The organism is Pseudomonas citronellolis (assembly GCF_001586155.1).
GTDB lineage: Bacteria > Pseudomonadota > Gammaproteobacteria > Pseudomonadales > Pseudomonadaceae > Pseudomonas > Pseudomonas citronellolis.
The window spans coordinates 1,844,262-1,868,045 of the sequence record NZ_CP014158.1; the positions used below are offsets into that span (position 1 = coordinate 1,844,262).

Annotated in this window: 24 protein-coding genes, 1 tRNA gene and 1 pseudogene; 19 read left to right on the top strand and 7 right to left on the bottom strand. The window is 64.9% G+C overall.

Features of this window, described 5'->3' with window-relative positions:
* Positions 1–9: 9 nt before the first annotated feature.
* A complete protein-coding gene (locus PcP3B5_RS08395; RefSeq protein ID WP_009616916.1) occupies positions 10–1,332 on the bottom strand; it encodes an OprD family porin in 1,323 nt (440 codons plus the stop codon).
* A 708-nt stretch (positions 1,333–2,040) separates the two neighbouring features.
* Between PcP3B5_RS08395 and PcP3B5_RS08400 the strand changes: the two genes are divergently transcribed.
* Both PcP3B5_RS08400 and PcP3B5_RS08405 read left to right on the top strand, forming a co-directional pair.
* The gene (locus PcP3B5_RS08400) at positions 2,041–2,463 is read left to right on the top strand and encodes an HIT family protein (RefSeq protein WP_009616918.1); all 423 of its coding nucleotides are present in this window, start codon (positions 2,041–2,043) and stop codon (positions 2,461–2,463) included.
* A gap of 5 nt (positions 2,464–2,468) precedes the next feature.
* On the top strand, positions 2,469–2,675 hold the full coding sequence (locus PcP3B5_RS08405) for a SlyX family protein (RefSeq protein ID WP_009616920.1): 207 nt from the start codon (positions 2,469–2,471) through the stop codon (positions 2,673–2,675).
* Between the two features lie 635 nt (positions 2,676–3,310).
* Here the strand turns inward: PcP3B5_RS08405 and PcP3B5_RS31325 are convergent.
* From PcP3B5_RS31325 to PcP3B5_RS08415, 3 genes and pseudogenes are all read right to left on the bottom strand, one after another.
* The gene (locus PcP3B5_RS31325; RefSeq protein ID WP_134163507.1) at positions 3,311–3,541 is read right to left on the bottom strand and encodes a cold-shock protein; all 231 of its coding nucleotides are present in this window, start codon (positions 3,539–3,541) and stop codon (positions 3,311–3,313) included.
* A 108-nt stretch (positions 3,542–3,649) separates the two neighbouring features.
* Positions 3,650–3,907 (bottom strand): annotated as a pseudogene (locus PcP3B5_RS32425) (cold shock domain-containing protein membrane protein); the annotation flags it as partial.
* 216 nt (positions 3,908–4,123) lie between these two features.
* On the bottom strand, positions 4,124–4,594 hold the full coding sequence (locus tag PcP3B5_RS08415) for a Dps family protein (RefSeq protein ID WP_009616923.1): 471 nt from the start codon (positions 4,592–4,594) through the stop codon (positions 4,124–4,126).
* Between the two features lie 216 nt (positions 4,595–4,810).
* Between PcP3B5_RS08415 and PcP3B5_RS08420 the strand changes: the two genes are divergently transcribed.
* The 17 genes from PcP3B5_RS08420 (at position 4,811) to PcP3B5_RS08500 (ending at position 19,174) form a co-directional block, all read left to right on the top strand.
* Complete coding sequence (locus tag PcP3B5_RS08420) at positions 4,811–5,074, top strand: FmdB family zinc ribbon protein (protein ID WP_043267539.1); 264 nt, start codon at positions 4,811–4,813, stop codon at positions 5,072–5,074.
* A gap of 43 nt (positions 5,075–5,117) precedes the next feature.
* Positions 5,118–6,896 (top strand): aspartate--tRNA ligase, encoded by a 1,779-nt coding sequence (gene aspS, locus PcP3B5_RS08425; RefSeq protein ID WP_061561010.1) that lies wholly within the window; start codon positions 5,118–5,120, stop codon positions 6,894–6,896.
* Between the two features lie 65 nt (positions 6,897–6,961).
* Positions 6,962–7,708 carry a YebC/PmpR family DNA-binding transcriptional regulator gene (locus PcP3B5_RS08430; protein ID WP_009616929.1) on the top strand — a complete coding sequence of 249 codons (747 nt, stop codon included), beginning with the start codon at positions 6,962–6,964 and terminating at the stop codon, positions 7,706–7,708.
* Between the two features lie 84 nt (positions 7,709–7,792).
* Entirely contained in the window at positions 7,793–8,317 is a 525-nt protein-coding gene (gene ruvC, locus PcP3B5_RS08435; RefSeq protein ID WP_061561011.1) for a crossover junction endodeoxyribonuclease RuvC, read from the top strand.
* A 26-nt stretch (positions 8,318–8,343) separates the two neighbouring features.
* Positions 8,344–8,949 (top strand): Holliday junction branch migration protein RuvA, encoded by a 606-nt coding sequence (ruvA, locus tag PcP3B5_RS08440; RefSeq protein ID WP_009616936.1) that lies wholly within the window; start codon positions 8,344–8,346, stop codon positions 8,947–8,949.
* 10 nt (positions 8,950–8,959) lie between these two features.
* A complete protein-coding gene (ruvB, locus tag PcP3B5_RS08445) occupies positions 8,960–10,024 on the top strand; it encodes a Holliday junction branch migration DNA helicase RuvB (RefSeq protein WP_009616937.1) in 1,065 nt (354 codons plus the stop codon).
* Positions 10,025–10,076: 52 nt separating this feature from the next.
* Entirely contained in the window at positions 10,077–10,523 is a 447-nt protein-coding gene (ybgC, locus tag PcP3B5_RS08450) for a tol-pal system-associated acyl-CoA thioesterase (RefSeq protein ID WP_061561012.1), read from the top strand.
* Position 10,524: 1 nt separating this feature from the next.
* Positions 10,525–11,220, top strand: coding sequence for a protein TolQ (gene tolQ, locus PcP3B5_RS08455; protein WP_009616939.1), 696 nt, complete (start codon positions 10,525–10,527; stop codon positions 11,218–11,220).
* Between the two features lie 18 nt (positions 11,221–11,238).
* Positions 11,239–11,703, top strand: coding sequence for a protein TolR (gene tolR / locus PcP3B5_RS08460; RefSeq protein ID WP_009616940.1), 465 nt, complete (start codon positions 11,239–11,241; stop codon positions 11,701–11,703).
* A gap of 1 nt (position 11,704) precedes the next feature.
* Positions 11,705–12,757 carry a cell envelope integrity protein TolA gene (gene tolA / locus PcP3B5_RS08465; RefSeq protein ID WP_009616941.1) on the top strand — a complete coding sequence of 351 codons (1,053 nt, stop codon included), beginning with the start codon at positions 11,705–11,707 and terminating at the stop codon, positions 12,755–12,757.
* A 53-nt stretch (positions 12,758–12,810) separates the two neighbouring features.
* Entirely contained in the window at positions 12,811–14,055 is a 1,245-nt protein-coding gene (gene tolB, locus PcP3B5_RS08470) for a Tol-Pal system beta propeller repeat protein TolB (RefSeq protein WP_218585322.1), read from the top strand.
* Between the two features lie 52 nt (positions 14,056–14,107).
* Positions 14,108–14,614, top strand: coding sequence for a peptidoglycan-associated lipoprotein Pal (gene pal, locus PcP3B5_RS08475; protein ID WP_009616943.1), 507 nt, complete (start codon positions 14,108–14,110; stop codon positions 14,612–14,614).
* 6 nt (positions 14,615–14,620) lie between these two features.
* A complete protein-coding gene (gene ybgF, locus PcP3B5_RS08480) occupies positions 14,621–15,445 on the top strand; it encodes a tol-pal system protein YbgF (protein ID WP_009616944.1) in 825 nt (274 codons plus the stop codon).
* A gap of 259 nt (positions 15,446–15,704) precedes the next feature.
* On the top strand, positions 15,705–16,877 hold the full coding sequence (locus PcP3B5_RS08485) for an IS4 family transposase (RefSeq protein WP_061560270.1): 1,173 nt from the start codon (positions 15,705–15,707) through the stop codon (positions 16,875–16,877).
* A gap of 815 nt (positions 16,878–17,692) precedes the next feature.
* Positions 17,693–18,340, top strand: coding sequence for a 7-carboxy-7-deazaguanine synthase QueE (gene queE, locus PcP3B5_RS08490; RefSeq protein WP_024128550.1), 648 nt, complete (start codon positions 17,693–17,695; stop codon positions 18,338–18,340).
* A gap of 24 nt (positions 18,341–18,364) precedes the next feature.
* Positions 18,365–19,039, top strand: coding sequence for a 7-cyano-7-deazaguanine synthase QueC (queC, locus tag PcP3B5_RS08495; protein ID WP_061561013.1), 675 nt, complete (start codon positions 18,365–18,367; stop codon positions 19,037–19,039).
* 59 nt (positions 19,040–19,098) lie between these two features.
* A tRNA-Lys gene (locus PcP3B5_RS08500) sits at positions 19,099–19,174 on the top strand.
* Between the two features lie 54 nt (positions 19,175–19,228).
* On the opposite strand, the gene PcP3B5_RS08505 is transcribed toward PcP3B5_RS08500, so the two are convergent.
* The 3 genes from PcP3B5_RS08505 to PcP3B5_RS08515 form a co-directional block, all read right to left on the bottom strand.
* Positions 19,229–20,113: a TauD/TfdA dioxygenase family protein gene (locus PcP3B5_RS08505; protein WP_061561014.1), complete on the bottom strand. Its 885-nt coding sequence runs from the start codon at positions 20,111–20,113 to the stop codon at positions 19,229–19,231.
* A 92-nt stretch (positions 20,114–20,205) separates the two neighbouring features.
* Positions 20,206–21,108 carry a TauD/TfdA dioxygenase family protein gene (locus tag PcP3B5_RS08510; RefSeq protein WP_061561015.1) on the bottom strand — a complete coding sequence of 301 codons (903 nt, stop codon included), beginning with the start codon at positions 21,106–21,108 and terminating at the stop codon, positions 20,206–20,208.
* A gap of 60 nt (positions 21,109–21,168) precedes the next feature.
* A complete protein-coding gene (locus PcP3B5_RS08515) occupies positions 21,169–23,565 on the bottom strand; it encodes a TonB-dependent receptor (protein ID WP_145923862.1) in 2,397 nt (798 codons plus the stop codon).
* Positions 23,566–23,784: the final 219 nt, after the last annotated feature.

Below are 23,784 nucleotides of genomic sequence, written 5' to 3' on the forward strand. Positions count from 1 at the left end.
TCGTTCCGGTTACAGAACGGACAGCGGGTAGTCGACGATCAGGCGGAACTCGTCGATATCGCCTTCGGCCTGGTCGGAGTTGGCGCGGTGCCAGGCTTGGCGGATGCGGAAGGACAGGTCCTTCGCCGGGCCGCTCTGGACGACGTATTTGGCTTCCACGTTGGTTTCGTGGTGCTTGCCATCTTCGCCGTAGCCGTAGGCAGCGTAGGCGCTGGTCGGATCGATCTTGGTGCCGTCGATGTCCTTACCGTTGATGTAGCGAGCCATGAAGGTCAGGCCAGGTACGCCGTACTCGGCCATGTTCAGGTCGTAACGAGCCTGCCAGGATTTTTCGCCCGGGCCGTTGAAGTCGGAGTATTGGACGGAGTTGGCGAGGAAGATCGAGTCCGCCGCTTCGTTGTTGTCACCGATACCGATGTAGTCGAACGGAGTGTTGCCGTTCACCTTCTGGAAGGCCAGGGTGAAGGTGTGGGCACTCAGGGTGTAGGCGGCGGCCAGGGAGAAGGTGTTGTTGCTGATGTCGCCAGCTTTCGCGCTGCCTTCATCCTTGGTGTTGTAGTAGTTGAAGTCGAAGCCCAGGGACTGGGAGTCGGCGATCGGCAGGGTGTAGTTCAGGTTGACGTAGTACTGCTTCCAGATGTCTTCCAGCTTGGCGCCGTACAGCGATGCGCTGAAGTTGTCGTTGAAGGCGTACTTGCCGCCGACGAAATCGGCGGAGCTGGCGTCGATGCCGGCATAGGTGGCCCAGATGTCACCATCGCGGTTGGTGGTGGTCTGGCCAGTGCCGGAATAGTAGTGACCTGCCTCGACGTCCAGACCTGCGATCTCGCTGCTCATCAGGCTGAAGCCGGTAGCGGTCTGCGGCAGCAGGCGGGTACCGCCAACGGCGAATACCGGTGCGGTGGGCTGCATGTCGCCGAATTTCAGCTCGGTCTTGGATACGCGGACTTTGACGGCTGCACCGGCTTTGCCGTAGTCGTCGGCCTTGTCGCCGTCGTCGTGGACCGGCAGGTTGCCGGTGGCGCCATAACCGCTGCCGCCATCCAGTTTCAGGCCCAGGTAGCCGAAGGCGTCAACGCCGAAACCGACAGTACCCTGAGTGAAGCCGGAGTTGTAGTTGGCCCAGAAACCTTGGGTCCAGTCACGGGCGTCAGCGGCGCCATCTTTCTTGTTGCGGTTGAAGTAGTAGTTGCGAACCAGGAAGTTCAGGCTGCTGTCTTCGACAAAGCCTTTGGATTCCGCTTGGTCGCTGACGAAGGCTTCGGCCATGGCCAGTTGCGAGGTGGCTGCAGAAATCGCCAGGGCAATGGCGCTCCACTTCATCACTTTCATCGTGATTGCTCCTTTGGTTTTGAAATTATTTGCCATCACTATGTGCCGCGGTGACGGCTCGTTCTTCTTGTCGGCGCTAACTTATAGCACGCGTGTTGTCTTGGCGATAGTTGCCGGAAACTTCAAACGGTTTCTTTATGGCACTGTCGCAAACATGTATGACAAGTGTCGCTTCCAAGTAGGTCTCATCTTGAGAATCTGGTTACGCGACCACTTGACACTCGTTTCTTTTATTTCCCCTTGGTGATGTCGCGTATCTTCTGGTTGTTTTTTGCTCAGTTGCGATCCGCGCTTTTGTTTGTTCTTCCCGGTGGCGAGCATCTAGCAACATCCGTGCTCAAAACCCGATTCGTCCCCTCGAAGGTTTCGCCATCGTCCCGGATGCTGCACGGTGTATGCCGTTGGCGCGCAGATTTCAAGATGTTGCGAGAATATTTGCGGCTTGCCTTACTCCCTTGGTGCTCGCCCGGGGTTGCAGGTTCGTTCGAGAAGCCGGGGTTTTCCTGCCAGGTTCCTTTCCGTAGGCAGCAGATGCCCCTGCTTCCCTGTTGTCGGAAAGTGCCCCGATTTGGCGCAGTGCACGAATAGGGTGCCGTGCCGCCGCGGGACGGCTGCCGTTCCCCGCCTGCCTCTAGTATCCTGCGCGCCCAGCGCTCCCCCGAGGGGGCTAAGCTTCTATTTCAAGACTGGTCGAACAGGAGAAGTCAGATGTTCGTCTTGGATTCCCGCCTGCAGCAGGACACCATCGCGCTGGGCGACTTTCCCCTGAGCCGCCTGCTGCTGATGAACGATGCGCAATATCCCTGGCTCATCCTCGTGCCGCGCCGCGACGATGTCAGCGAGATCTTCCAACTGGCGCCGGACGAGCAGCAGGAGCTGTGGCGCGAGGCGACCCATCTGGCGGAAGTGCTCAAGGACACTTTCAAGGCCGACAAGATGAATGTCGCCAACCTGGGCAACGTGGTTAGCCAGTTGCACATGCACGTCATCGTGCGGCGCCGCGACGACGCGGCCTGGCCGGGCCCCGTCTGGGGCCGGCATCCGGCGCGCCCTTACACGCCCGAAGAGTTGCTGGCGGTGCGCGGCAAGCTGCGCATGGCCCTGGGCGACGCCTTTCGTTTCGAGGAGTGAATGCCATGAGCCTGGAGGAACGGGTAACCGATCTGGAGAGCCGGCTGGCGTTCCAGGATGACGCTCTGCAGACGCTGAGCGACGTGGTCTATGAGCAGGAGCGGCTGATCGAGCGCCTGCGCCTGCAGATGCAGGTGCTGCTCAAGCGCCTGGAAGACCTGCAGGGGCAGGTCGGTATTGCCGAGGATGATGTGCCGCCGCCGCATTATTGAGTGATGGTGGCAGAGGCAGCGTCGTTTACGGGGCTGGTGTCTGCCGGTGGCGTTTAAGAGCCCCCTCTCCCGAAGGGAGAGGGGGTTGTTCTGAGCGGCTTCTTGGTTTGGCGCCATCCTCCTGCCCTCGTCATTTCCGCGAGCGCGGGTTTCGCTCGGCCTTCTGAAGGGGCGTTTCGGCGTGCGCGGAGGTTTCTCTGGAAATCCGTAGGGCGCATAACGCCTACGGCGTTATCCGCCGAATCGCGGACAGGGTCCGCTCCTACACCCTCCGGCAAGCACAAGACCCGTAGGATGGTGTTGAGCGAAGCGATACCCATCGCCATGACCGCATGGGTTTCGCAAGCTCAACCCATCCTACGAAGAGCACCCCGGCGCGGCTTGCAAGACAGTTGCTCCTACGGTTACAGGGAAGCGCGGGCGTAGGAGCGGACTTGTCCGCGATTGGATTCACCGGCCACGCCGGACGCTCAGGTGGCACGAACAGCCCGCTCTCCCTTCCAGGCAGGGCGCGCAGCCGGGGGTTGGGAGAGGGCGCTCTTGAGCCAAAAATGAAAAATGCCGTTTCCCCATGGGGGAAACGGCATCTGTCTCAAGCAACCGGCATTGCGCCGATCGGCGCTTCGGCACGGGCCTCAGCGGCGGCCGGGCAGGGCGGCGATCACATCCTCCGCCTGCAGGCCCTTGTCGCGTTGCACCACGGAGAACTCCACGCGCTGGCCTTCGATGAGGATACGGTGCCCTTCGCCACGGATGGCGCGGAAGTGCACGAAGATGTCCTCGCCGGTGTCGCGGGAGATGAAGCCGAAGCCCTTGGAAGTGTTGAACCACTTCACGGTGCCGGTCTCGCGGTTCTCGTCGCTGATCGGGGCTTCGGGCGCTGTGCTTGCGCTGGGGCGCTTCTGCAGTCGGCCGGCGAGTTGCAGGGTCACGGCGACGGCCAGGATCAGCAGGGGCAGGACGATGGCCGGCTGGTCGCCGATGGACGGCAGCGGCGCCAGCAGGATGAGAATCTGCAGGACCACGGCCAGGGCGATCAGCGCCGATACCAGGCTCTGCAGCTGTTGTACCCGCTGGCTGGCGGGAGTGAGCAGCAGGGCGGTCAGGCCGAGCAGGGCCAGGTAGACGGCGTCGGGGTTCTGCAGGTAGGGGATGGCATCGGTGCGCAGCGAGGGTGCGAAGGACAACACGAGGGCGGCAACGCCCGTCAGCAGGTGGACGATTTTCAGCATGGTTATGGATTCACCTTGAGCGATAAGCGTAAAGAGAAGCAGCCGGTCGTGCGGTCTGGTTCGCAGCGATGAAAATGACCTGAAAGATGCCGGCGGCCTATGCGCGAGGCGCACGGGCGGTATTTAACAGCAAACCGATAGCCTTCTCAAATCAACCGCTTAGCGCCTGGGCGAGCAGAGGGGGCCCGGCATGATGCCGGGCCCGGCGGGGTGGTGTCAGTGGGCGAGCAGGCTGCGCAGCATCCAGGCGGTCTTCTCGTGGACCTGCATGCGTTGCGTCAGCAGGTCGGCGGTGGGCTCGTCGGCCGCCTTGTCGGCCAGCGGGAAGATGCTGCGCGCGGTGCGCACCACGGCTTCCTGGCCCTGGACCAGCAGGCGGATCATTTCCTGGGCGTCCGGCACGTCCTGCTCTTCCTTTATAGAGGAGAGGCGGGCGTAGGCAGCGTAGGTGCCCGGCGCCGGGAACCCGAGGGCGCGGATGCGCTCGGCGATGCTGTCCACCGCCAGGGCCAGCTCGGTGTACTGCCCCTCGAACATCAGGTGCAGGGTATTGAACATCGGCCCGGTGACGTTCCAGTGGAAGTTGTGGGTCTTCAGGTAGAGGGTGTAGGTATCGGCCAGCAGGCGCGAGAGCCCCTCGGCGATGGCGGCGCGGTCCTGTTCGGCGATGCCGATGTCGATTTCCATGGCGTCTTCCTCTTGGTGAAAATTCCTGGTCAGGCTAGCACGGGGGTGGGTAGGATCCTTTTGGTTTGAATCAAAGCTTTCGATAGTGGATTTCTATCGACTGCCCGCCGCGGGGGCCGCTGGAGGGCGGCTGCAAGTCATGGTTTTTTCAGGCTATAATCCGCGCCTTTGCCGCGGGATGCGGGCCCGCGGCCATGTAGCAGCCAAGGTGTCCCGATGCCGATTTACGAATACCAATGCCGTTCCTGCGGCCATCAGCTGGAAGCCATGCGGAAGCTCAGCGATGCGCCGCTGGTCGATTGCCCGGCCTGCCAGGCCCCGGAATTGAAGAAGATGGTCTCCGCCCCCGGCTTCCGCCTGAGCGGCGGCGGCTGGTACGAAACCGACTTCAAGACCGGCGCGAAGAAGAACCTGGCGTCCGCCGAGTCCGCCTGCCCCGCCACGGGCTGCGGCTCGGGCGCCTGTGCCGCCGGCGAATGAGCGGTTCCCTCGAATCCAAGACTTGCGAGAAGCGAAACACACCATGATGCGCAGCCACTATTGCGGCCAATTGAACGAGAGCCTGGACGGCCAGGAAGTCACGCTTTGCGGTTGGGTGCACCGCCGCCGCGACCACGGCGGGGTGATCTTCCTCGACATCCGTGACCGCGAAGGCCTGGCCCAGGTGGTGTTCGACCCGGATCGCGCCGAGACCTTCGCCAAGGCCGACCGCGTGCGCAGCGAGTACGTGGTCAAGGTCACCGGCAAGGTGCGCATGCGTCCGGAAGGCGCGCGCAACGCCAACATGGCCTCCGGCGCCATCGAGGTGCTGGGCTACGAACTGGACGTGCTGAACCAGGCTGAGACTCCGCCGTTCCCGCTGGACGAATATTCCGATGTGGGCGAGGAAACCCGCCTGCGCTACCGCTTCATCGACCTGCGCCGCCCGGAAATGGCCGCCAAGCTGAAGCTGCGCGCGCGCATCACCAGTAGCATCCGCCGCTACCTGGACGACAACGGCTTCCTCGACGTCGAGACGCCGATCCTCGGCCGCCCGACCCCCGAGGGCGCGCGCGACTACCTGGTGCCCAGCCGCACCTACCCGGGCCACTTCTTCGCCCTGCCGCAGTCGCCGCAGCTGTTCAAGCAGCTGCTGATGGTCGCCGGCTTCGACCGCTACTACCAGATCGCCAAGTGCTTCCGCGACGAGGACCTGCGCGCCGACCGCCAGCCGGAATTCACCCAGATCGACATCGAGACCAGCTTCCTCGACGAGAGCGACATCATCGCCATCACCGAGAAGATGGTGCGCCAGCTGTTCAAGGAAGTGCTGGACGTGGAGTTCGACGAATTCCCGCACATGCCCTTCGAGGAAGCCATGCGCCGCTACGGCTCGGACAAGCCGGACCTGCGCATCCCGCTGGAACTGGTCGACGTCGCCGACCAGCTGAAGGAAGTCGAGTTCAAGGTCTTCTCCGGCCCGGCCAACGATCCCAAGGGCCGCGTCGCCGCCCTGCGCGTTCCGGGCGGGGCGAGCATGCCGCGCAAGCAGATCGACGACTACACCAAGTTCGTCGGCATCTACGGCGCCAAGGGCCTGGCCTACATCAAGGTCAACGAACGCGCCAAGGGCGTGGAAGGCCTGCAGTCGCCGATCGTCAAGAACATCGCCGAGCCGAACCTGAACGTGATCCTCGATCGCGTCGGTGCGGTCGATGGCGACATCGTGTTCTTCGGCGCCGACAAGGCCAAGGTCGTCTGCGACGCCCTGGGCGCCCTGCGCATCAAGGTCGGCCATGACCTCAAGCTGCTCACCAAGGAGTGGGCGCCGATGTGGGTCGTGGACTTCCCGATGTTCGAAGAGAACGACGACGGCAGCCTGACTTCGCTGCACCACCCGTTCACCTCGCCCAAGTGCAGCCCGCAAGAGCTGGAGGCCAACCCGGCCGCCGCGTTGTCCCGCGCCTACGACATGGTGCTCAACGGCACCGAGCTGGGCGGCGGTTCCATCCGTATCCACGACAAGTCCATGCAGCAGGCGGTGTTCCGCGTGCTGGGCATCGACGATGCGGAGCAGGAAGAGAAGTTCGGCTTCCTCCTCGACGCCCTCAAGTACGGTGCCCCGCCGCACGGTGGCCTGGCCTTCGGCCTGGACCGCCTGGTGATGCTGATGACCGGCGCCGCGTCGATCCGCGAAGTGATCGCCTTCCCGAAAACCCAGAGCGCCGGCGACGTCATGACCCAGGCTCCGGGCACCGTGGACGGCAAGGCCCTGCGCGAGCTGCACATCCGCCTGCGCGAGCAGCAGAAGGCCGCCGAGTAATTCCAGATGAACCGCGGCGGCGCACAGCCTGCGCCGCCACCGCAACAAGCTAGACGGAGTGAGTTATGGCTGGTCATTCCAAATGGGCCAACATCAAGCACCGCAAGGAGCGTCAGGACGCCAAGCGCGGGAAGATTTTCACCAAGCTGATCCGCGAACTGACGGTCGCCGCCAAGCAGGGCGGCGGCAACCCGGCTGACAACCCGCGTCTGCGCCTGGCCGTGGACAAGGCGCTGACCGCCAACATGACCCGCGACACCATCGATCGCGCCATCGCCCGTGGCGCCGGCTCGAACGACGCGGACAACATGGAGGAGCTGACCTACGAAGGTTATGCGCCCAGCGGCGTGGCGATCATCGTCGAGGCCATGACCGACAACCGCAACCGCACCGCGGCGGAAGTGCGCCATGCCTTCAGCAAGTGCGGCGGCAACCTCGGCACCGATGGCTCGGTGGCCTACATGTTCGACCGCAAGGGGCAGATCAGCTTCGCCCCCGGCGTCGACGAGGATGCCCTGATGGAAGCGGCCCTGGAGGCCGGCGCCGACGACGTGGTGACCAATGACGACGGTTCCATCGACGTCTTCACCAGCTTCGCCGACTTCATCGCGGTGAACGAGGCGCTGACCGCCGCCGGCTTCAAGGGCGAGGAAGCGGAGATCTCGATGATCCCCTCGACCACCGCGACCCTGGACCTGGAGACCGCGCAGAAGGTACTCAAGCTGATCGACATGCTCGAGGACCTGGACGACGTACAGAACGTCTACTCCAACGCGGACATCCCCGAAGAGGTGATGGCGCAGCTTGGCTGACGCCATCCCCGACATGGGCCTCGCGCCGGAAGCCGGAGCCGTCGGATTCGACCGCTCCGGCTTCCGGCTTTTGGTTTCCGGCATATGACCCTGATCCTAGGCATCGACCCCGGCTCGCGCATCACCGGCTTCGGCGTGGTGAGGGACACCGGCCGCGGCTGCGAATACGTCGCCTCCGGCTGCATCCGCACCGGCAGCGGCGCCCTGCACGAACGCCTGCAGATCGTCTTCCGCGGCGTGCGCGAGGTCATCCAGACCTACCACCCGACCATGATGGGCATCGAGCAGGTGTTCATGGCGCGCAACGCCGACTCCGCGCTCAAGCTCGGCCAGGCCCGCGGCGCGGCCATAGTGGCGGCGGCGGAGGAGGGGCTGGAGATCGCCGAATACACCGCCAGCCAGGTCAAGCAGGCCATCGCCGGTACTGGCGGGGCCGATAAGCTGCAGGTCCAGATGATGGTCATGCACCTGCTGAAACTGACGCAGAAGCCGCAGATCGACGCCTCCGACGCCCTGGCCATCGCCCTGTGCCACGCCCACACCCGGCAGAGCCTGGTGCCCCATGGCCTGTCCACCGCGCGCCGCCGCGGCGGGCGCCTGCGCCTTTGACCGACAACCTGCAAGGACCCTGAGCCGTGATTGGACGCCTGCGTGGCACCCTGGCGGAAAAGCAGCCGCCGCACCTGATCCTCGACGTCAATGGCATCGGCTACGAGCTGGAAGTGCCGATGACCACCCTTTATCGCCTGCCCGCCCTCGGCGAACCGGTGACCCTGCACACGCACCTGGTGGTGCGCGAAGATGCCCACCTGCTCTACGGCTTCGCCGAAAAGCGCGAGCGCGAGCTGTTCCGCGAGCTGATCCGCCTCAACGGCGTCGGCCCCAAGCTGGCCCTGGCCCTGATGTCGGGCCTGGAAGTGGATGAGCTGGTGCGTTGCGTGCAGGCGCAGGATACTTCCACCCTGGTGAAGATCCCCGGGGTCGGCAAGAAGACCGCCGAGCGCCTGCTGGTGGAGCTCAAGGACCGCTTCAAGGCCTGGGAGAACATGCCGACCATCGCCCCCCTGGTGGCGGAACCGAAACTGGCCGCAACAGTCTCAAGCGCCGAGGCCGATGCCGTCAGCGCGCTGATCGCGCTAGGCTTCAAGCCCCAGGAGGCGAGCCGCGCCGTGGCCGCCGTGGAGGAAAAAGATTTGTCCAGCGAAGAACTCATCCGCCGCTCGCTCAAGGGCATGGTCTAGGTAGCCGCGCATGATCGAGACCGATCGCCTGATCTCGGCCGCCACTGCCGGCCCTCGCGAGCGCGAGGAGCAGCTGGACCGCGCCATCCGCCCGCTGAGCCTGTCCGACTATATCGGCCAGCCCAGCGTGCGCGAGCAGATGGAGCTGTTCATCAGCGCCGCCCGCGGCCGCAAGGAGGCCCTGGACCACACGCTGATCTTCGGCCCGCCGGGCCTGGGCAAGACCACCCTGGCGAACATCATCGCCCAGGAGATGGGCGTGGCCATCAAGAGCACTTCCGGCCCGGTGCTGGAGCGCCCGGGCGATCTCGCCGCGCTGCTGACGAATCTCGAGCCGGGCGACGTGCTCTTCGTCGACGAGATCCACCGCCTCTCGCCCATCGTCGAAGAGGTGCTGTACCCGGCGATGGAAGACTTCCAGCTCGACATCATGATCGGTGAAGGGCCGGCGGCGCGCTCCATCAAGCTCGACCTGCCGCCCTTCACCCTGGTCGGCGCCACCACTCGCGCCGGCATGCTGACCAACCCGCTGCGCGACCGCTTCGGCATCGTCCAGCGCCTGGAGTTCTACAGCGTCGACGACCTGGCGACCATCGTCGCCCGGTCGGCCGGCATCCTCGGCCTGGACATGGACCCGGCCGGCGCCTTCGAGATCGCCCGCCGCGCCCGTGGCACGCCGCGCATCGCCAACCGCCTGCTGCGCCGCGTGCGCGATTTCGCCGAGGTGCGCGCCAGCGGGGCGATCAGCAGCGAGGTGGCGGACAAGGCGCTGAACCTGCTGGACGTCGACGAACGTGGCTTCGACCACCAGGACCGGCGTCTACTGCTGACCATGATCGACAAGTTCGACGGCGGGCCGGTGGGGCTGGACAACATCGCCGCGGCCATCGGCGAAGAAAAACATACGATCGAGGACGTGCTGGAGCCCTATTTGATCCAGCAAGGCTATATCATGCGCACGCCGCGGGGACGGGTGGTCACCCGGCATGCATACCTGCATTTCGGCCTGAAGTTGCCGAAGCGGATGGGCGAGGGGGCGATGCCGGATCTTTTCTCCCCTGAAGATGGTAATTAATTGCATTTGTGGCTGATTGCCGATTGGCAAAGCCCCAACTTGGTTCTAGAGTATGCGCGCGCAACACGGGGGTCAGCCGTTCGAGCATCGATTCCGGGTCTATTACGAGGACACCGATGCAGGCGGCATCGTCTACTACGTCAACTACCTCAAGTTCATGGAGCGGGCTCGCACCGAGCGGCTGCGGGCTTTGGGCTTCGCCCAATCCCAGCTGGCAGGTGAGAACCTGCTTTTCGTCGTTCATTCGGTCGAAGCGCGCTACCACGCGCCGGCCCGTCTGGACGACGAGCTGATCGTCAGCGCCGAGGTCGAGGAGTTGAACCGTGCGAGCCTGCGGTTCCGCCAACAGGTTCGTCGAGCGTCGGATTCGGCCCTGTTATGCGAGGGCTGCTTCCTGGTGGCGTGCGTGCGGGCCGACAACCTGAAGCCCCGTGCCATCCCCGAAGCGTTGCGTGCGGCATTTGCCGGCACTCCGGACACCCTTTCAGCAGGAGAATAACGTGGAACCGAACGTCGTCGACCATACCTCCATGTGGAGCCTGATCAGCAACGCCAGTATCGTGGTGCAGCTGGTCATGCTCACCCTGGTGGCCGCCTCGGTCACTTCTTGGATCATGATCTTCCAGCGCAGCAACATGATGCGCTCGGCCAAGAAAGCCCTGGATGGCTTCGAAGAACGCTTCTGGTCGGGCATCGACCTGTCCAAGCTGTACCGCCAGGCCGGCAGCAACCCCGACCCGGATTCGGGCGTGGAGCAGATCTTCCGTGCCGGCTTCAAGGAATTCTCGCGCCTGCGCCAGCAGCCCGGCGTCGACCCGGACGCGGTGATGGAAGGCGTGGCCCGTTCCATGCGCGTGGCCATCTCCCGTGAGGAAGAGAAGCTGGAAACCAGCCTGCCGTTCCTCGCCACCGTCGGTTCCACCAGCCCGTACATCGGCCTGTTCGGCACCGTCTGGGGCATCATGAACTCCTTCCGCGGCCTGGCCGCCGTGCAGCAGGCCACCCTGGCCACCGTCGCCCCCGGCATCGCCGAGGCCCTGGTCGCCACCGCCATCGGCCTGTTCGCCGCGATCCCCGCGGTCATCGCCTATAACCGCTTCGCCGCGCGTTCGGAAATGCTGATCGGCCGCTACTACACCTTCGCCGACGAGTTCCAGGCCATCCTGCACCGCAAAGTCCACGCCAGCGACGATTGACCAGAGAGGTAAGCCGACATGGCAAGGGTCCGTCATAAACGCAAGCCGGTCGCGGAAATGAACGTGGTGCCATACATCGACGTGATGCTGGTACTGCTGGTCATTTTCATGGTGACCGCACCGATGCTGAACCAGGGGGTCAAGGTCGACCTGCCCAAGGTTTCCAGCGAAGTGCTCCCGCAGGACAACGATTCGCGGGTGCTGACCATATCGATCAAGGCCGACAAGACCTACTACTGGAACATGGGTTCGGAAGTCGATCCCGACCAGGGCAAGGGCAGTCAGACCGCGATCAATCTCGACCAACTGGTGAGCGCAGCCACCGGCATCATGGCCGAGAACAGCCGTCAGGGTAAGAAAGTGCAGGTCTTCGTGCGTGGCGACAAGGCTGTCGACTACGGCTCCGTCATGGCTGTCATGGGCGGGTTGCAGAAGGCCGGTGTGGGTAACGTCGGGCTGATCACCGAGGCGCCCGGAAGCTGATATGCACCAACTCGAACGCTCTCCATCGGAAAGCTACTTCTGGCCGGTCGTACTGGCGGTAGCGCTGCACGTCCTGATTTTCGCGATGCTCTTCGTCAGCTGGGCCATGACGCCCGAGTTGCCGCCTGCGCGTCCGATCGTCCAGGCTACGCTCTACCAGCTCAAGTCCAAGAGCCAGGCCACGCAGCAGACCAACCAGAAGATCGCCGGGGAGGCGAAGAAGACCTCTGCCAAGCAGTACGAGCAGGAACAGCTGGAGCAAAAGAAGGTCGAGCAGCAAGCCATAGCCGAAGCGAAAGCTGCGGAACAAAAGAAAGCCGATGAGGCTCGAAAGGCTTCGGAGGCCGAGAAAGCTGCGGAAGCAGCCAAGGCCGCCGAGGCGAAGAAGGCCGCGGACGCCGCCAAGAAGGCGGCCGAGGCCAAGGCTGCGGCGCAGAAGCAGCAGGCCGACATCGCCAAGAAGAAGGCCGAGGAAGAGGCCAAGAAGCAAGCCGAGGAAGAAGCCAAGAAACAAGCCGCGGAGGAGGCCAAGAAGAAGGCCGCCGAAGAGGCCAAGAAGAAAGCTGCGGAGCAGGCCAAGAAACTCGCCGCCGCGGAGGACGCCAAGAAGAAGGCGGCCGCCGACGCCGCGAAGAAGAAGGCTGCTGCCCAGGCTGCGGCGAAGAAGGCTCAGGAAGACAAGAAGGCCCAGGCCCTGGCCGAACTGCTGTCCGACGACACGCAGCGGCAGCAGGCCCTGGCCGACGAACAGGGCAACGAGGTGGCAGGCAACTTCGACGACCTGATCCGCTCCCGGGTATCCGAGGGCTGGTCGCGTCCGCCATCGGCCCGTAACGGCATGAGTGTTACCGTGCAGATCAATATGCTGCCCGATGGCACCATCACCAATGCGACCGTCGTCCGCTCCAGCGGCGACAAGGCGTTCGACAGTTCCGCGGTGAACGCCGTGAGGAACGTCGGTCGCATTACTGAAATGCAGGGCCTGAGTCCCAAGGACTTCAATCCCTACCGTTCCTTCAAGATGACCTTCACGCCTGAGGACCTCACGCTGTGATCAAGATTTTCAGAGGATTGCTCGTCGCCCTGCTCTGCGTGGCAGGCGTGGCGATGGCAGATGAGAAGAACATTCTGGTGACCAGCGGCGCCGATCGCGCCGTGCCGATCGCCGTGGTGCCCTTCGGCTGGCAGGGCGGCAACGTCCTGCCCGACGACATGGCCAACATCATCGGCAACGACCTGCGCAACTCCGGCTACTTCGAGCCGATCCCGCGGCAGAACATGATCAGCCTGCCGGCCCAGGCCAGCGAGGTGATCTACCGCGACTGGCAGGCCCTGGGCGCGCAATACGTGCTGATCGGCAACATCACCCCGGCCGGCGGCCGCCTGCAGGTGCAGTACGGCCTGTTCAACGTCGCCACCCAGCAGCAGATCGTCACCGGCAGCGTCGGCGGCAGCGTCGAGCAGCTGCGCGACATGTCGCACTTCATCGCCGACCAGTCGTTCGAGAAGCTCACCGGCATCAAGGGCGCCTTCTCCACCAAGCTGCTCTACGTGACCGCCGAGCGCTTCTCCGCCGACAACACCCGCTTCACCCTGCAGCGCGCCGACTACGACGGCGCCCGCCCGGTGACCCTGCTGCAGTCGCGCGAGCCGATCCTCTCGCCGCGCTTCTCGCCCGACGGCCGGCGCATCGCCTACGTGTCCTTCGAGCAGAAGCGCCCGCGCATCTTCATGCAGTACGTGGATACCGGCCGCCGCGAGCAGCTGACCAACTTCGAAGGCCTCAACGGCGCCCCGGCGTTCTCCCCGGACGGCAACCGTCTGGCCCTGGTGCTGTCGCGCGACGGCAACCCGGAGATCTACCTGATGGACCTGGGCTCGCGCCAGCTGCGCCGCCTGACCAACAACGCGGCCATCGACACCGAACCCTTCTGGGGCAAGGACGGCTCGACCCTGTACTTCACCTCGGACCGTGGCGGCAAGCCGCAGATCTACAAGATGAACGTCAACAGCGGCGCCACCGACCGCGTGACCTTCACCGGCAACTACAACGCCAACCCGAAACTTTCGGCCGACGAGAAGACCCTGGTGATGGTCCACCGCCAGGAAGGTTTCACCAACTTCCAGATCGCCGCCCAGGACCTGCAACGCGGCAATCTGCGGGTGCTTTCGAACACCACGCTGAACGATTCGCCCACTGTTGCGCCAAATGGCACGATGCTAATATACGCCACCCGCCAGCAGGACCGGGGCGTGTTGATGCTCGCCAGCATCAACGGACGTGTTCGGTTACCGCTACCCACCGCTCAGGGCGACGTGCGCGAGCCATCCTGGTCCCCTTACCTGAACTGACGGTTGCCAACTGTTCCAAACTTATACACTGGGGTTCATTAGGAGTTACATGATGGAAATGCTGAAATTCGGCAAATTTGCCGTTATCGCCCTCGCCATGGCCGTAGCCGTAGGTTGCTCGTCCAAGAAAGGCGATGCTACTGGTGAAGGCGCCAATGGCGGCGTTGACCCGAACGCTGGCTACGGCGCCAACAGCGGTGCCGTTGACGGCAGCCTGAGCGACGAAGCCGCTCTGCGTGCGATCACCACCTTCTACTTCGAGTACGACAGCTCCGACCTGAAGCCGGAAGCCATGCGCGCTCTGGACGTACACGCCAAAGACCTGAAAGGCAGCGGCCAGCACGTCGTCCTGGAAGGCCACACCGACGAACGCGGCACCCGCGAGTACAACATGGCTCTGGGTGAGCGTCGCGCCAAGGCCGTTCAGCGCTACCTGGTACTGCAGGGCGTGTCCCCGGCTCAGCTGGAACTGGTTTCCTACGGTAAAGAGCGTCCGGTTGCCACCGGCCACGACGAACAGTCCTGGGCTCAGAACCGTCGCGTTGAGCTGAAGAAGTAAGACCCTATGCGCCTGCGACTCCTGACCTTGATGGTCTGCGGCCTGCCGCTGATGGCGGCGGCCGCGGTTCCGGTGGTGGATGGTAACGATGGCGGCTACGCCAGCGCGCCGCCCGCGGGGTACGGCACCGCAGGTGCTGATGGTGCTTATGCCGGTGGCGGGGCGGCTTCGGCCGCTCCCGTCTCCGGGCAAGCCCAGCTGTTCCTGCAACTGCAGCAGATGCAGGACGAGATTGCCCGCCTGCGCGGCACCCTCGAAGAGCAGCAGAATCAGATCCAGCAGCTGAAGCAGGAAAGCCTCGAGCGTTATCAGGACCTCGACCGCCGCCTTTCCTCCGCTCCGGCAGCCCAGAACCCCTCCACCGACGGCAGCGCCGCCGGTGCGGGCGCAGCGGCCGGCGCCGCTGCCGCCCAGCAGCAACAGGCCCAGCCCGCGAGCAGCGAGCCGGGCGATCCGGCGAAAGAGAAGCTCTACTACGACGCGGCTTTCGACCTGATCAAGGCCAAGGACTTCGACAAGGCCAGCCAGGCCTTCGGCGCCTTCCTGCGCAAGTACCCCAGCAGCCAGTACGCCGGCAACGCGCAGTACTGGCTGGGCGAGGTGAACCTGGCCAAGGGCGACCTGCAGGGCGCCGGCCAGGCCTTCGCCAAGGTCAGCCAGGCCTACCCGAGCAGCCCCAAGGTGCCGGACTCGCTGTACAAGCTGGCCGACGTGGAGCGCCGCCTGGGCAACAACGACAAGGCCCGCGGCATTCTCCAGCAGGTGGTCGCCCAGTACCCGGGCAGCTCCGCCGCCCAACTGGCCCAGCGGGACCTGAAGAGCCTCAAGTAAGCCTCTTGTCGTTCATCTGAAAACGCCGTTTCTTCCAGCAGGGGGAAACGGCGTTTTTCATTCCAGCGGGACATGCTCCTCCTGTAGGAGCGAGCTTGCTCGCGAACCTTTATCCCGCGCTCCAATCCTCACCCTCGTCATTCCCGCGAACGCGCACTACTGTCCGGAATATTTTCGAGGGGGCGTCTGGAGGGCTTGCGGGGGCTGAAGGCACGGGTTAAACCGTTGAGCGCCAACTCAACCTCACAGCCCCCGCAAGATGTTCAGGATAAGCCGTTTTCACGATGTACTAAAAGCGCTGCCTCGCGGCGTCTTCGATCGACTGGTCGCCGAACACGGCGCCGACAAGCACAGCAAGCGCTTTGGCAGCTGGGATCACCTGGTCGCCATGGTGTATGCCCAACTGGCCGGCGTGAGCAGCCTGCGGGCGCTTGAAACCAGCTTCAACAGCCATCCCCATCAGCACTATCACCTGGGGACGGGCCCGATCCGGCGTTCCACCCTGGCCGATGCCAACGAACGCCGTAATACCGAGGTCTTCGCCCAGGTTGCGCACTACCTGATGGCGGGCGTCTGCCGGCAGTTACGCCGTGACGGGAAGGAACTGCTGTACCTGCTGGACTCCACCACGATCACCCTCAAGGGCCCTGGCTTCGACGAATGGACGCTGTCCAATCGAACCCGCTCCCAGGGGCTGAAAGTCCATGTGCTGTATGCCGAGCAGGCGGCAGCACCGGTGCATTGCAGCTTCAGCGCAGCCAACGTCAACGACATCGACGAAGGCCGGACGCTGGGTATCGAGCCACAGGCCACCTACGTATTCGACAAGGGCTATTACGACTTCAACTGGTGGGCGAGCCTGGATGCCCAGAAGGCCCGCTTCGTCACACGATTCAAGTCCAATGTGCGGCTCAAGGTCCTGGCCCAGCGCGAGGTTCCCCAGCAAGACCGGGAAACGATCCTGCGAGACGAAGAGGTGAGCTTCTCCAACCGCAACCCAGGTGGCCGACGGCGTAATCACTACACCCAGCCCCTGCGGCGGATCCTGGTGAACCGCCCAGGCGATGAGCCGCCTCTGAGCCTGGCGACCAACGACCTGAGCAGCCCGGCGGCAGAAATCGCCGAGCGCTATCGGGATCGCTGGCGGATCGAGCTGTTTTTCAAATGGATCAAGCAACACCTGAAGGTCAGGCGTTTCCTGGGCCGTAGCGAGAATGCCGTGCGCATCCAGATTCTCTGTGCGCTGATCAGCTACTTGCTGCTGAACCTTTACCAACGCAGGACGGGAACGCGGCAAAGCCTGTGGATGCTGATGGTGGAGGTACAGGCAACGCTGTTTCAGCGCCCAGGCCTGGAGGCCGAACGTTACCGACGACGGCAGGAGCGAATACGCGAGATCAACCTGCGTCAGGGGCAGCTGTTAATAGCATGAGGCGTGCCGGACAGCAGTGCGCGAACGCGGGAACCCAGCTGCCTTCTTGCTCGGTGTAGCGCGCCGCACCGAGTCTGCGGAGATTTTTTGTTTCGCCCCCTCGGGCGAGTCACTTTTGTCAGTCGGTGGAAGGCCACCCCCGCAAAAAGTAACCAAAAAGGCTTGCCCCGCATACGGGCCCGATGAAGCCGGGCTACCCTCGCGAATTCCCCCGCCACGGAGGCCCGCCCCGAGGGTACGTCCCTGTAGCCCATCGGGGCTCTCGCGACATCCATGTCGCATGACCTCCTGAGCGCGGGTTTCGCTCGGCCTTCTGAAGGGGCGTTCCGGTGCGCTCGGATATTTCTCTGGAAATCCCAAGAGCAAACGCGCTTTTGCTTTTGCTTTTCGTAGGAGCGAGCTTGCTCGCGAACCCCGCAGTCACTGGGTTTCCGCGTTCGCGGGAATGACAGGGTGGGATTAGGAGTATCAGGATGACTCCGAACTCTCCAGCAGCTCAGAACAGCCCCCTCTCCCTTCAGGGAGAGGGCTGGGGAGAGGGCGCTCTTGAACCCAACACCTACGTCACCGGTAACTACTGTTCGCGAGCAAGCTCGCTCCTACGAAAAGCCGCGCCCACCCAGCTACCGCCCGAACGAACGACACCACGCGCCGAGCGCCGGGTTTTCCGTTAGAATCGCCGCCACCCGGAGTCGCGGAGCGGTTTCAGCTCGGCTGATGTCTGCCCGCCCGGGAATTCCCGAACGCCCGGCGTTCGTTCGATTACACCGCAACGGAGGCGGATGGCCTGTGTCGCCGTCACGCCCGTGGCTGATATGCAACAGACCCTGCGAATCACCGAGATCTTCTACTCGTTGCAGGGGGAAGCGCGCACCGTCGGATTGCCGACCGTGTTCGTGCGCCTGACCGGCTGCCCCCTGCGTTGCCAGTACTGCGACTCCGCCTACGCCTTCAGTGGCGGCGAGATCCGCAGCCTGGACAGCATCCTCGAAACCGTCGCCGGCTACCGGCCGCGCTACGTCTGCGTCACCGGTGGCGAGCCGCTGGCGCAACCCAACTGCCTGCCGCTGCTACAGCGCCTGTGCGACGCCGGTTACTCGGTCTCCCTGGAGACCAGCGGCGCGCTGGACATCTCCGCCACCGACCGCCGCGTCAGCCGGGTGCTCGACCTGAAGACCCCGGGCTCCGGCGAGGTGCGCCGCAACCGCTACGAGAACATCGCCGAGCTCACCGGCAACGACCAGGTCAAGTTCGTCCTCTGCTCCCGCGAGGACTACGACTGGGCGGTGTCCAAGCTGATCGAATACCGCCTCGACGAGCGTGCCGGCGAAGTGCTGTTCTCGCCGAGCCACCACCAGCTGGCGCCGCGCGAGCTGGCCGACTGGATAGTCGCCGACAACCTGCCGGTGCGCTTCCAGATGCAACTGCACAAGATCCTCTGGAACGACGAACCGGGCCGCTGAGACGTGGACGGGAAGGGTAACCACATGACTCAGAAGAAAGCCGTCATCCTGCTCTCCGGCGGGCTCGACTCCGCTACCGTGGTAGCCATGGCCAAGGCCGAGGGCTACGCCTGCTACAGCATGAGCTTCGACTATGGCCAGCGCCACCGCGCCGAACTCCAGGCCGCCGAACGCGTGGCCCGCCAGCTGGGCGTGGTCGAGCACAAGGTCATCGGCCTGAACCTCAACGGCATCGGCGGCTCGGCGCTGACCGACAGCAGCATCGCCGTGCCCGAGGCGCCCAGTGAGGGCATCCCGGTGACCTACGTGCCAGCGCGCAACACCGTATTCCTTTCCCTGGCCCTGGGCTGGGCCGAGGTGCTCGGTGCGTGGGACATCTTCATCGGCGTCAACGCCGTGGACTATTCCGGCTACCCGGACTGCCGCCCCGAGTTCGTCGAGGCCTTCGAGCGCATGGCCAACCTGGCCACCAAGGCCGGGGTGGAAGGCGATGGCTTCCGTATCCAGGCGCCGCTGCAGTTCCTCTCCAAGGCGCAGATCATCCAGGCCGGCGTGGCCCGCGGCGTGGACTACGCGCTCACCGTGAGCTGCTACCAGGCGGACGACGCAGGCCGCGCCTGCGGCAAGTGCGACAGCTGTCGCCTGCGCGCCGAAGGCTTCGCCGCGGCGGGAATTTCAGACCCTACGCGATATTTCTGAAAAATTTTTCGTAAAGGTGTTGTTTTTGCGTTAGAAATCAGTATTATACGCCTCGCGTTGGGTCGTTAGCTCAGTCGGTAGAGCAGTTGGCTTTTAACCAATTGGTCGTAGGTTCGAATCCTACACGACCCACCACTTCGCAAAGCCCCTGGCCATCGGCCAGGGGCTTTTTCTTTGCCCGCGGGAAACTCAGAACGGCCGGCTGCCGCCCAGGCTGATGCGCTTCAGGCGGCGCCGCTCGCTGGCCGGGAAGGCGTTGCGGCCGTGCAGGGTGGCCTGGTTGTCCCACCAGACGATGTCGCCGATCTGCCATTTGTGGCTGTAGATCAGCTCCGGCTTCTGCAGGTGGGCGCGCAGGCGCTCGACCAGGGCCTTGCCCTGCTGCGGCTCATGGCCGGGGATTTCCACTTCGGTGTGGACGCTGAGGTAGAGCACGCGCTTGCCGCTTTCCGGATGGGTGCGCACCAGCGGGTGCTCGGTGCCCTGGATCGGCTCTATGTCCGGAGTGCGGTAGGTGACGAAGCCGCCCGAATAGCCGTTCTTCAGACGCACGAAGGGGTTGTAGCTGATCAGCCGCAGGTCGTCGATTTCCTTGCGCGTGGCTGCGTCCAGGCTCTGGTAGGCGAGCGCCAGGTTGGTGAACAGGGTTTCGCCGCCCTGGCTCGGCACTTCCAGCGCGTAGAGGAAGGAGCCGGAGGAGGGCAGCGGCGTCCACTGGTGGTCGATGTGCGCGGGCAGGGCGAAGTTGCCCAGTTCGCCATCGCCGGTATTGGCCACCTTGACGATGTCCGGGGCCTTGCCGTCGACGCCGGAAGACAGCACCGGCACGTCCGCCGGCGGCTGGAACACCGCGCCGAACAGGGTGGCGAAATTCAGGTACTGCCGATCGTCCAGTTGCTGGTTCCTGAAGATGAGGATGTGGTGGTCGCGGTGGGCCTGCTTGATCGCCAGGATCTGCTCGGGCGTCAGCGGCTGGCGTGCGTCCAGGCCGCGGACCTCGGCGCCCAGCGGGGCGTCGAGGGGGATGATGGTGAAGGTTTCGGGGGCGATCTTCAGGGCGGTGGATTGGCTCATGGTCTGGTGCTCCGTATGGGCTTGGGTTGCCCTCTCCCCAGCCCTCTCCCTTCAGGGAGAGGGTTAGGGAGAGGGGCTCTTGAAAGCAGGACTCAAACTTTCCTGACAGTCCGGCTCCGCTGCCCATCCACCCCCACCGGTACCTCACCGGCCAGCGTCACGCGCCGCACGATGCGCGGCTGGGTGCCGTAGTCGTCCACCGCGTAGTGCTGGGTGGCGCGGTTGTCCCAGATGGCCACGTCGCCGGCCTGCCAGCGCCAGCGCACGGTGTTTTCCAGGCGGGTAACGTGGCTCTGCAGCACCGCGAAGAGATGCTGGGAGTCGTGCTGCGACAGGCCTTTCAGGCGCTTCACGAAGTGCCCCAGCAACAGGTTGCGCTCGCCGCTGACGGGGTGCACGCGCACCACCGGGTGCTCGGTCTCGTAGACGGTGGAGGTGAACACCTTGCGGTACTGCTCCAGGCGCGCCGGGTCGGCGTTGGGCTTGATGGCGGCGTAGTCGTATTCGTTGCTGTGCACCGCCCAGAGCTTGTCGGCCAGGGCCTTGAGTTCGTCGCTGAGGTCGTCGTAGGCGCTCGCGGTGTTGGCCCAGACGGTGTCGCCGCCGGCCTGCGGGGCCACCACGTTGCGCAGGATCGAGGCCTTCGGGTAGGCCTCGACGAAGGTCACGTCGGTGTGCCAGGAGTTGGCCCGGCGGCCTTCGGCGCCGTCCAGTTCGAGCAGGTATTCGGTGCCGTCGCGCACCGGCACCGTCGGGTGCGCGACCGGCTCGCCGAGCAGCTTGGCGAAGGCTTCCTGGCCCTGGTCGTCGAGCTGGCTCTGGCCGCGGAAGAAGATCACCTTGTGCTTCACCAGGGCGGCCTGGATGGCCTCGACCGTGGCCGCGTCCAGGTGGCCGGAAAGCGTCACCCCGCGGATCTCGGCGCCGATGCGCCCGGCCACCGGGTGGATGTCGAGTTGTACGGCGGGTTGAATGGCTTGTGCTGCGTTGCTCATCTCGTATTCCTCATTGCTGTAGGTGGTACTGCAAGGGGCCGCGCGGGGCGGCGAGTGGGATCAGAAGTCGTAGCGAACCGAGGCGCCCAGGGTGCGCGGCTGGCCCACCGAGGCGGTGTAGGAGCCGTTGATGCTGGCGAAGGCGGCCAGGTAGTAGTCCTTGTCGAAGGCGTTCTTCAGCCAGACCGAGGCGTCCAGCTGGCCGTCGCCCAGATCGTGGCGCACGCCCACGGAGAAGTTCGCCAGGCCGTAGCCGGGGATTTTCGAAAGGTCGGAATCGTCCAGGGTGCCCTCGGCCTCGGAGCGGTACGAATAGCTGGCGTTGACGTAGGGCTCGAAGCGGTTGGCCAACTGCCACTTGTATTCGCCGTTGAGGTTGGCGATCCATTTCGAGGCGCCGACCACGCGCTTGCCGGTGAGGTCGCAGCTGGCCGGGGCGCCGGGCTGGGTGCTGATCTCGGCCGGGCACGGGGCGTCCTTGAACGACAGGTAGCTGACGTCGTTGTAGGAGCCGTTGAAGTTCAGCGTCAGGCCGCGCAGCGGCAGCGCGGTGGCCTCCAGCTCCAGGCCGCGGGAGCGCACGCTGCCGGCGTTGGACAGCACCTGCACCAGTTGGGTGGAGCCGGCCGGCTGGTACAGGGTGGTGGCCTGGTAGCCGTGGATGCCGGTCCAGAAGATGTTGGCGTTGAGCTGCAGGCGGCGGTCGAGCAGCGTCGACTTGATCCCCAGTTCGGCATCGTTGGCGCGTTCCGGGCCGACCAGCAGCGAGTCGGCGCCGGCGCTCGGCGCGCTGGCCACCGCCAGGTTCACCCCGCCGGACTTCTCGCCGTGGGACAGCGAGGCATAGCCCAGCAGCTCGTCGCTGAACTGGTAGCTCAGGCTGAGCAGCGCCGAGGGGGCGAAGCTGTAGACGCTGAGGTCGCCGGAATCGTAGGCGCCCAGCTGGCCGTTGCGCACCACCGCGCCGGCGCCGCTCACGGGCGCACCGCCCACCGGCGCGTAGCGCTTCACCTTGGCGTCCTTCTCCTCGTAGGTGCCGCGCAGGCCGGCGGTGAAGTCGAGTTTGTCGGTGAGGTGCCAGGTACCCTGGGAGAAGAGCGCGAAGCTGTCCGTCTCGATCTTGCCGTTGGCCTTGCTGGAGGTGTCGTTCAGGGCTTTGAGGTTGGTGCCCAGCAGGTAGCTGTCGGCGAAGGGGCCGTAGTCGGTGAAGGTCTTGTTGCCCAGGTTCTGGTTGAACGCGTAGGCGCCGACCACATAGTCGAAGGCGCCGCCGGTGGGCGAGGCCAGGCGGATTTCCTGGGAGAACTGGCGGTCGCGCACCGCCACCCCGGTATTGCGGATCGCCGAGACGTTCAGCTGCTCGTCGTTGGCCGGGGTGAAGTTCCAGAAGCGGTAGGCGCTGATGGAGGTCAGGGTGAAGTCGTTGGCCAGCTTCCAGTTGGCCTCCACCGAGCTGCCGCCCTGGTGCACGCTGACGTGCTGGCGGCTGTCGATGTTGACCTTGTGCCGGCCCGGATCGGCGATCGGCGAGGCGCCGACCAGCGCGGCGCGCTGCCAGAAGCGCGGGGCGGCGCCGTAGACCACCATGCTGCCGTTGCTGGAGTCCTCCTCGTTGTACTCGCTGATCCAGCGCAGGCTGAAGTCCTCGCTGGGCTTGTACAGCAGCTGGCCGCGGATGCCCTGGCGCTCGCCGCCGTTGAGCTTGTTGTCGTCGTGGATGTTGGTGATGTAGCCGTCGCTGCGCGTGCGGTAGGCGGAAACGCGCCCGGCCAGTTCGTCGGTGAGTGGCCCGGAGACCGTGCCGCGGCCCTGGAAGTAGCCTTCCTGGCCGCCGGAGACCTCCACCGTGCGCTCGGGGGTGAAGGTCGGCGCGCGGGTGCTGATGTTCAGCACGCCGGCGGTGGTGTTCTTGCCGAACAGCGTGCCCTGCGGGCCGCGCAGCAGCTCCAACTGCTCGATGTCCAGCAGGTCGAACACCGCCATGCCCGGGCGGCCCAGGTAGACGTTGTCCAGGTAGACCCCGGCGGAGCCCTCCAGGCCGTCGCTGGCCGGGTTGTTGCCGATGCCGCGCACGGCGATGCTCGACTGGCGGGCGTGGATGTAGGCGACGTTGACGCTGGGCAGCACCTGCTGCAGGTCCTGCACCTTGGTGATGCGTTGGTTCTCCAGGGTGGCGCCGTCGAGCACGGTGATCGGCGTGGGCACCTTCTGCGAGTCTTCCTCGCGGCGCCGGGCGGTGACCGTGACCTTGCCCAGGGCGGTGGCCTGGGTGCTGGTGCCCTTGTCGGCGGTGATGGCGGCCTCTGGCGTGGTGCTGGCGTCGTCCTGCTCGGCGGCCTGCAGCGGCAGCGCGCCGCCCAGGGCGAGCAGCAGGGCCAGGGCATAGTCGGGGGCGCCGGGCCGGGTTCGGCCGGGGCGCAGCGTGAACGGGGTTTGCAGCGAAGCACTCTGGCTCATCGTCTTTTCCTTGCATCAGGCACTGCCCGGCGGATCGCGGGCAACAGGGGGCCGCGCCATGCGGGGCATGGCGAAAACGGCTCTCTTCTAATCGGTGGGCGTCGTCCGGCGACGCCGGGGCTCAGCGGCTACAGCCGCGAGAGGGAAGCATTCGTGCCGGCAACGGGCGTGGGGCGAAAGGGTGCAAGGCCATTGGGGGCTCCTGGTCGAGGGGCATAT

Excerpts from the sequence above, each read along its gene's own strand:
- PcP3B5_RS08430 (WP_009616929.1), top strand. The coding sequence starts at position 6,962 with ATGGCTGGTCATTCCAAATGGGCCAACATCAAGCACCGCAAGGAGCGT.
- PcP3B5_RS08505 (WP_061561014.1), bottom strand. The coding sequence starts at position 20,113 with ATGAGCCAATCCACCGCCCTGAAGATCGCCCCCGAAACCTTCACCATC.
- ruvB (WP_009616937.1), top strand. The coding sequence starts at position 8,960 with ATGATCGAGACCGATCGCCTGATCTCGGCCGCCACTGCCGGCCCTCGC.
- ruvC (WP_061561011.1), top strand. The coding sequence starts at position 7,793 with ATGACCCTGATCCTAGGCATCGACCCCGGCTCGCGCATCACCGGCTTC.
- queE (WP_024128550.1), top strand. The coding sequence starts at position 17,693 with ATGCAACAGACCCTGCGAATCACCGAGATCTTCTACTCGTTGCAGGGG.
- pal (WP_009616943.1), top strand. The coding sequence starts at position 14,108 with ATGGAAATGCTGAAATTCGGCAAATTTGCCGTTATCGCCCTCGCCATG.
- tolA (WP_009616941.1), top strand. The coding sequence starts at position 11,705 with ATGCACCAACTCGAACGCTCTCCATCGGAAAGCTACTTCTGGCCGGTC.
- tolB (WP_218585322.1), top strand. The coding sequence starts at position 12,811 with ATGGCAGATGAGAAGAACATTCTGGTGACCAGCGGCGCCGATCGCGCC.
- queC (WP_061561013.1), top strand. The coding sequence starts at position 18,365 with ATGACTCAGAAGAAAGCCGTCATCCTGCTCTCCGGCGGGCTCGACTCC.
- PcP3B5_RS08415 (WP_009616923.1), bottom strand. The coding sequence starts at position 4,594 with ATGGAAATCGACATCGGCATCGCCGAACAGGACCGCGCCGCCATCGCC.
- tolR (WP_009616940.1), top strand. The coding sequence starts at position 11,239 with ATGGCAAGGGTCCGTCATAAACGCAAGCCGGTCGCGGAAATGAACGTG.
- PcP3B5_RS08515 (WP_145923862.1), bottom strand. The coding sequence starts at position 23,565 with ATGAGCCAGAGTGCTTCGCTGCAAACCCCGTTCACGCTGCGCCCCGGC.
- PcP3B5_RS08395 (WP_009616916.1), bottom strand. The coding sequence starts at position 1,332 with ATGAAAGTGATGAAGTGGAGCGCCATTGCCCTGGCGATTTCTGCAGCC.
- PcP3B5_RS08405 (WP_009616920.1), top strand. The coding sequence starts at position 2,469 with ATGAGCCTGGAGGAACGGGTAACCGATCTGGAGAGCCGGCTGGCGTTC.
- aspS (WP_061561010.1), top strand. The coding sequence starts at position 5,118 with ATGATGCGCAGCCACTATTGCGGCCAATTGAACGAGAGCCTGGACGGC.
- PcP3B5_RS08420 (WP_043267539.1), top strand. The coding sequence starts at position 4,811 with ATGCCGATTTACGAATACCAATGCCGTTCCTGCGGCCATCAGCTGGAA.
- PcP3B5_RS08485 (WP_061560270.1), top strand. The coding sequence starts at position 15,705 with ATGTTCAGGATAAGCCGTTTTCACGATGTACTAAAAGCGCTGCCTCGC.
- ybgF (WP_009616944.1), top strand. The coding sequence starts at position 14,621 with ATGCGCCTGCGACTCCTGACCTTGATGGTCTGCGGCCTGCCGCTGATG.
- PcP3B5_RS08510 (WP_061561015.1), bottom strand. The coding sequence starts at position 21,108 with ATGAGCAACGCAGCACAAGCCATTCAACCCGCCGTACAACTCGACATC.
- ybgC (WP_061561012.1), top strand. The coding sequence starts at position 10,077 with ATGCGCGCGCAACACGGGGGTCAGCCGTTCGAGCATCGATTCCGGGTC.
- PcP3B5_RS08400 (WP_009616918.1), top strand. The coding sequence starts at position 2,041 with ATGTTCGTCTTGGATTCCCGCCTGCAGCAGGACACCATCGCGCTGGGC.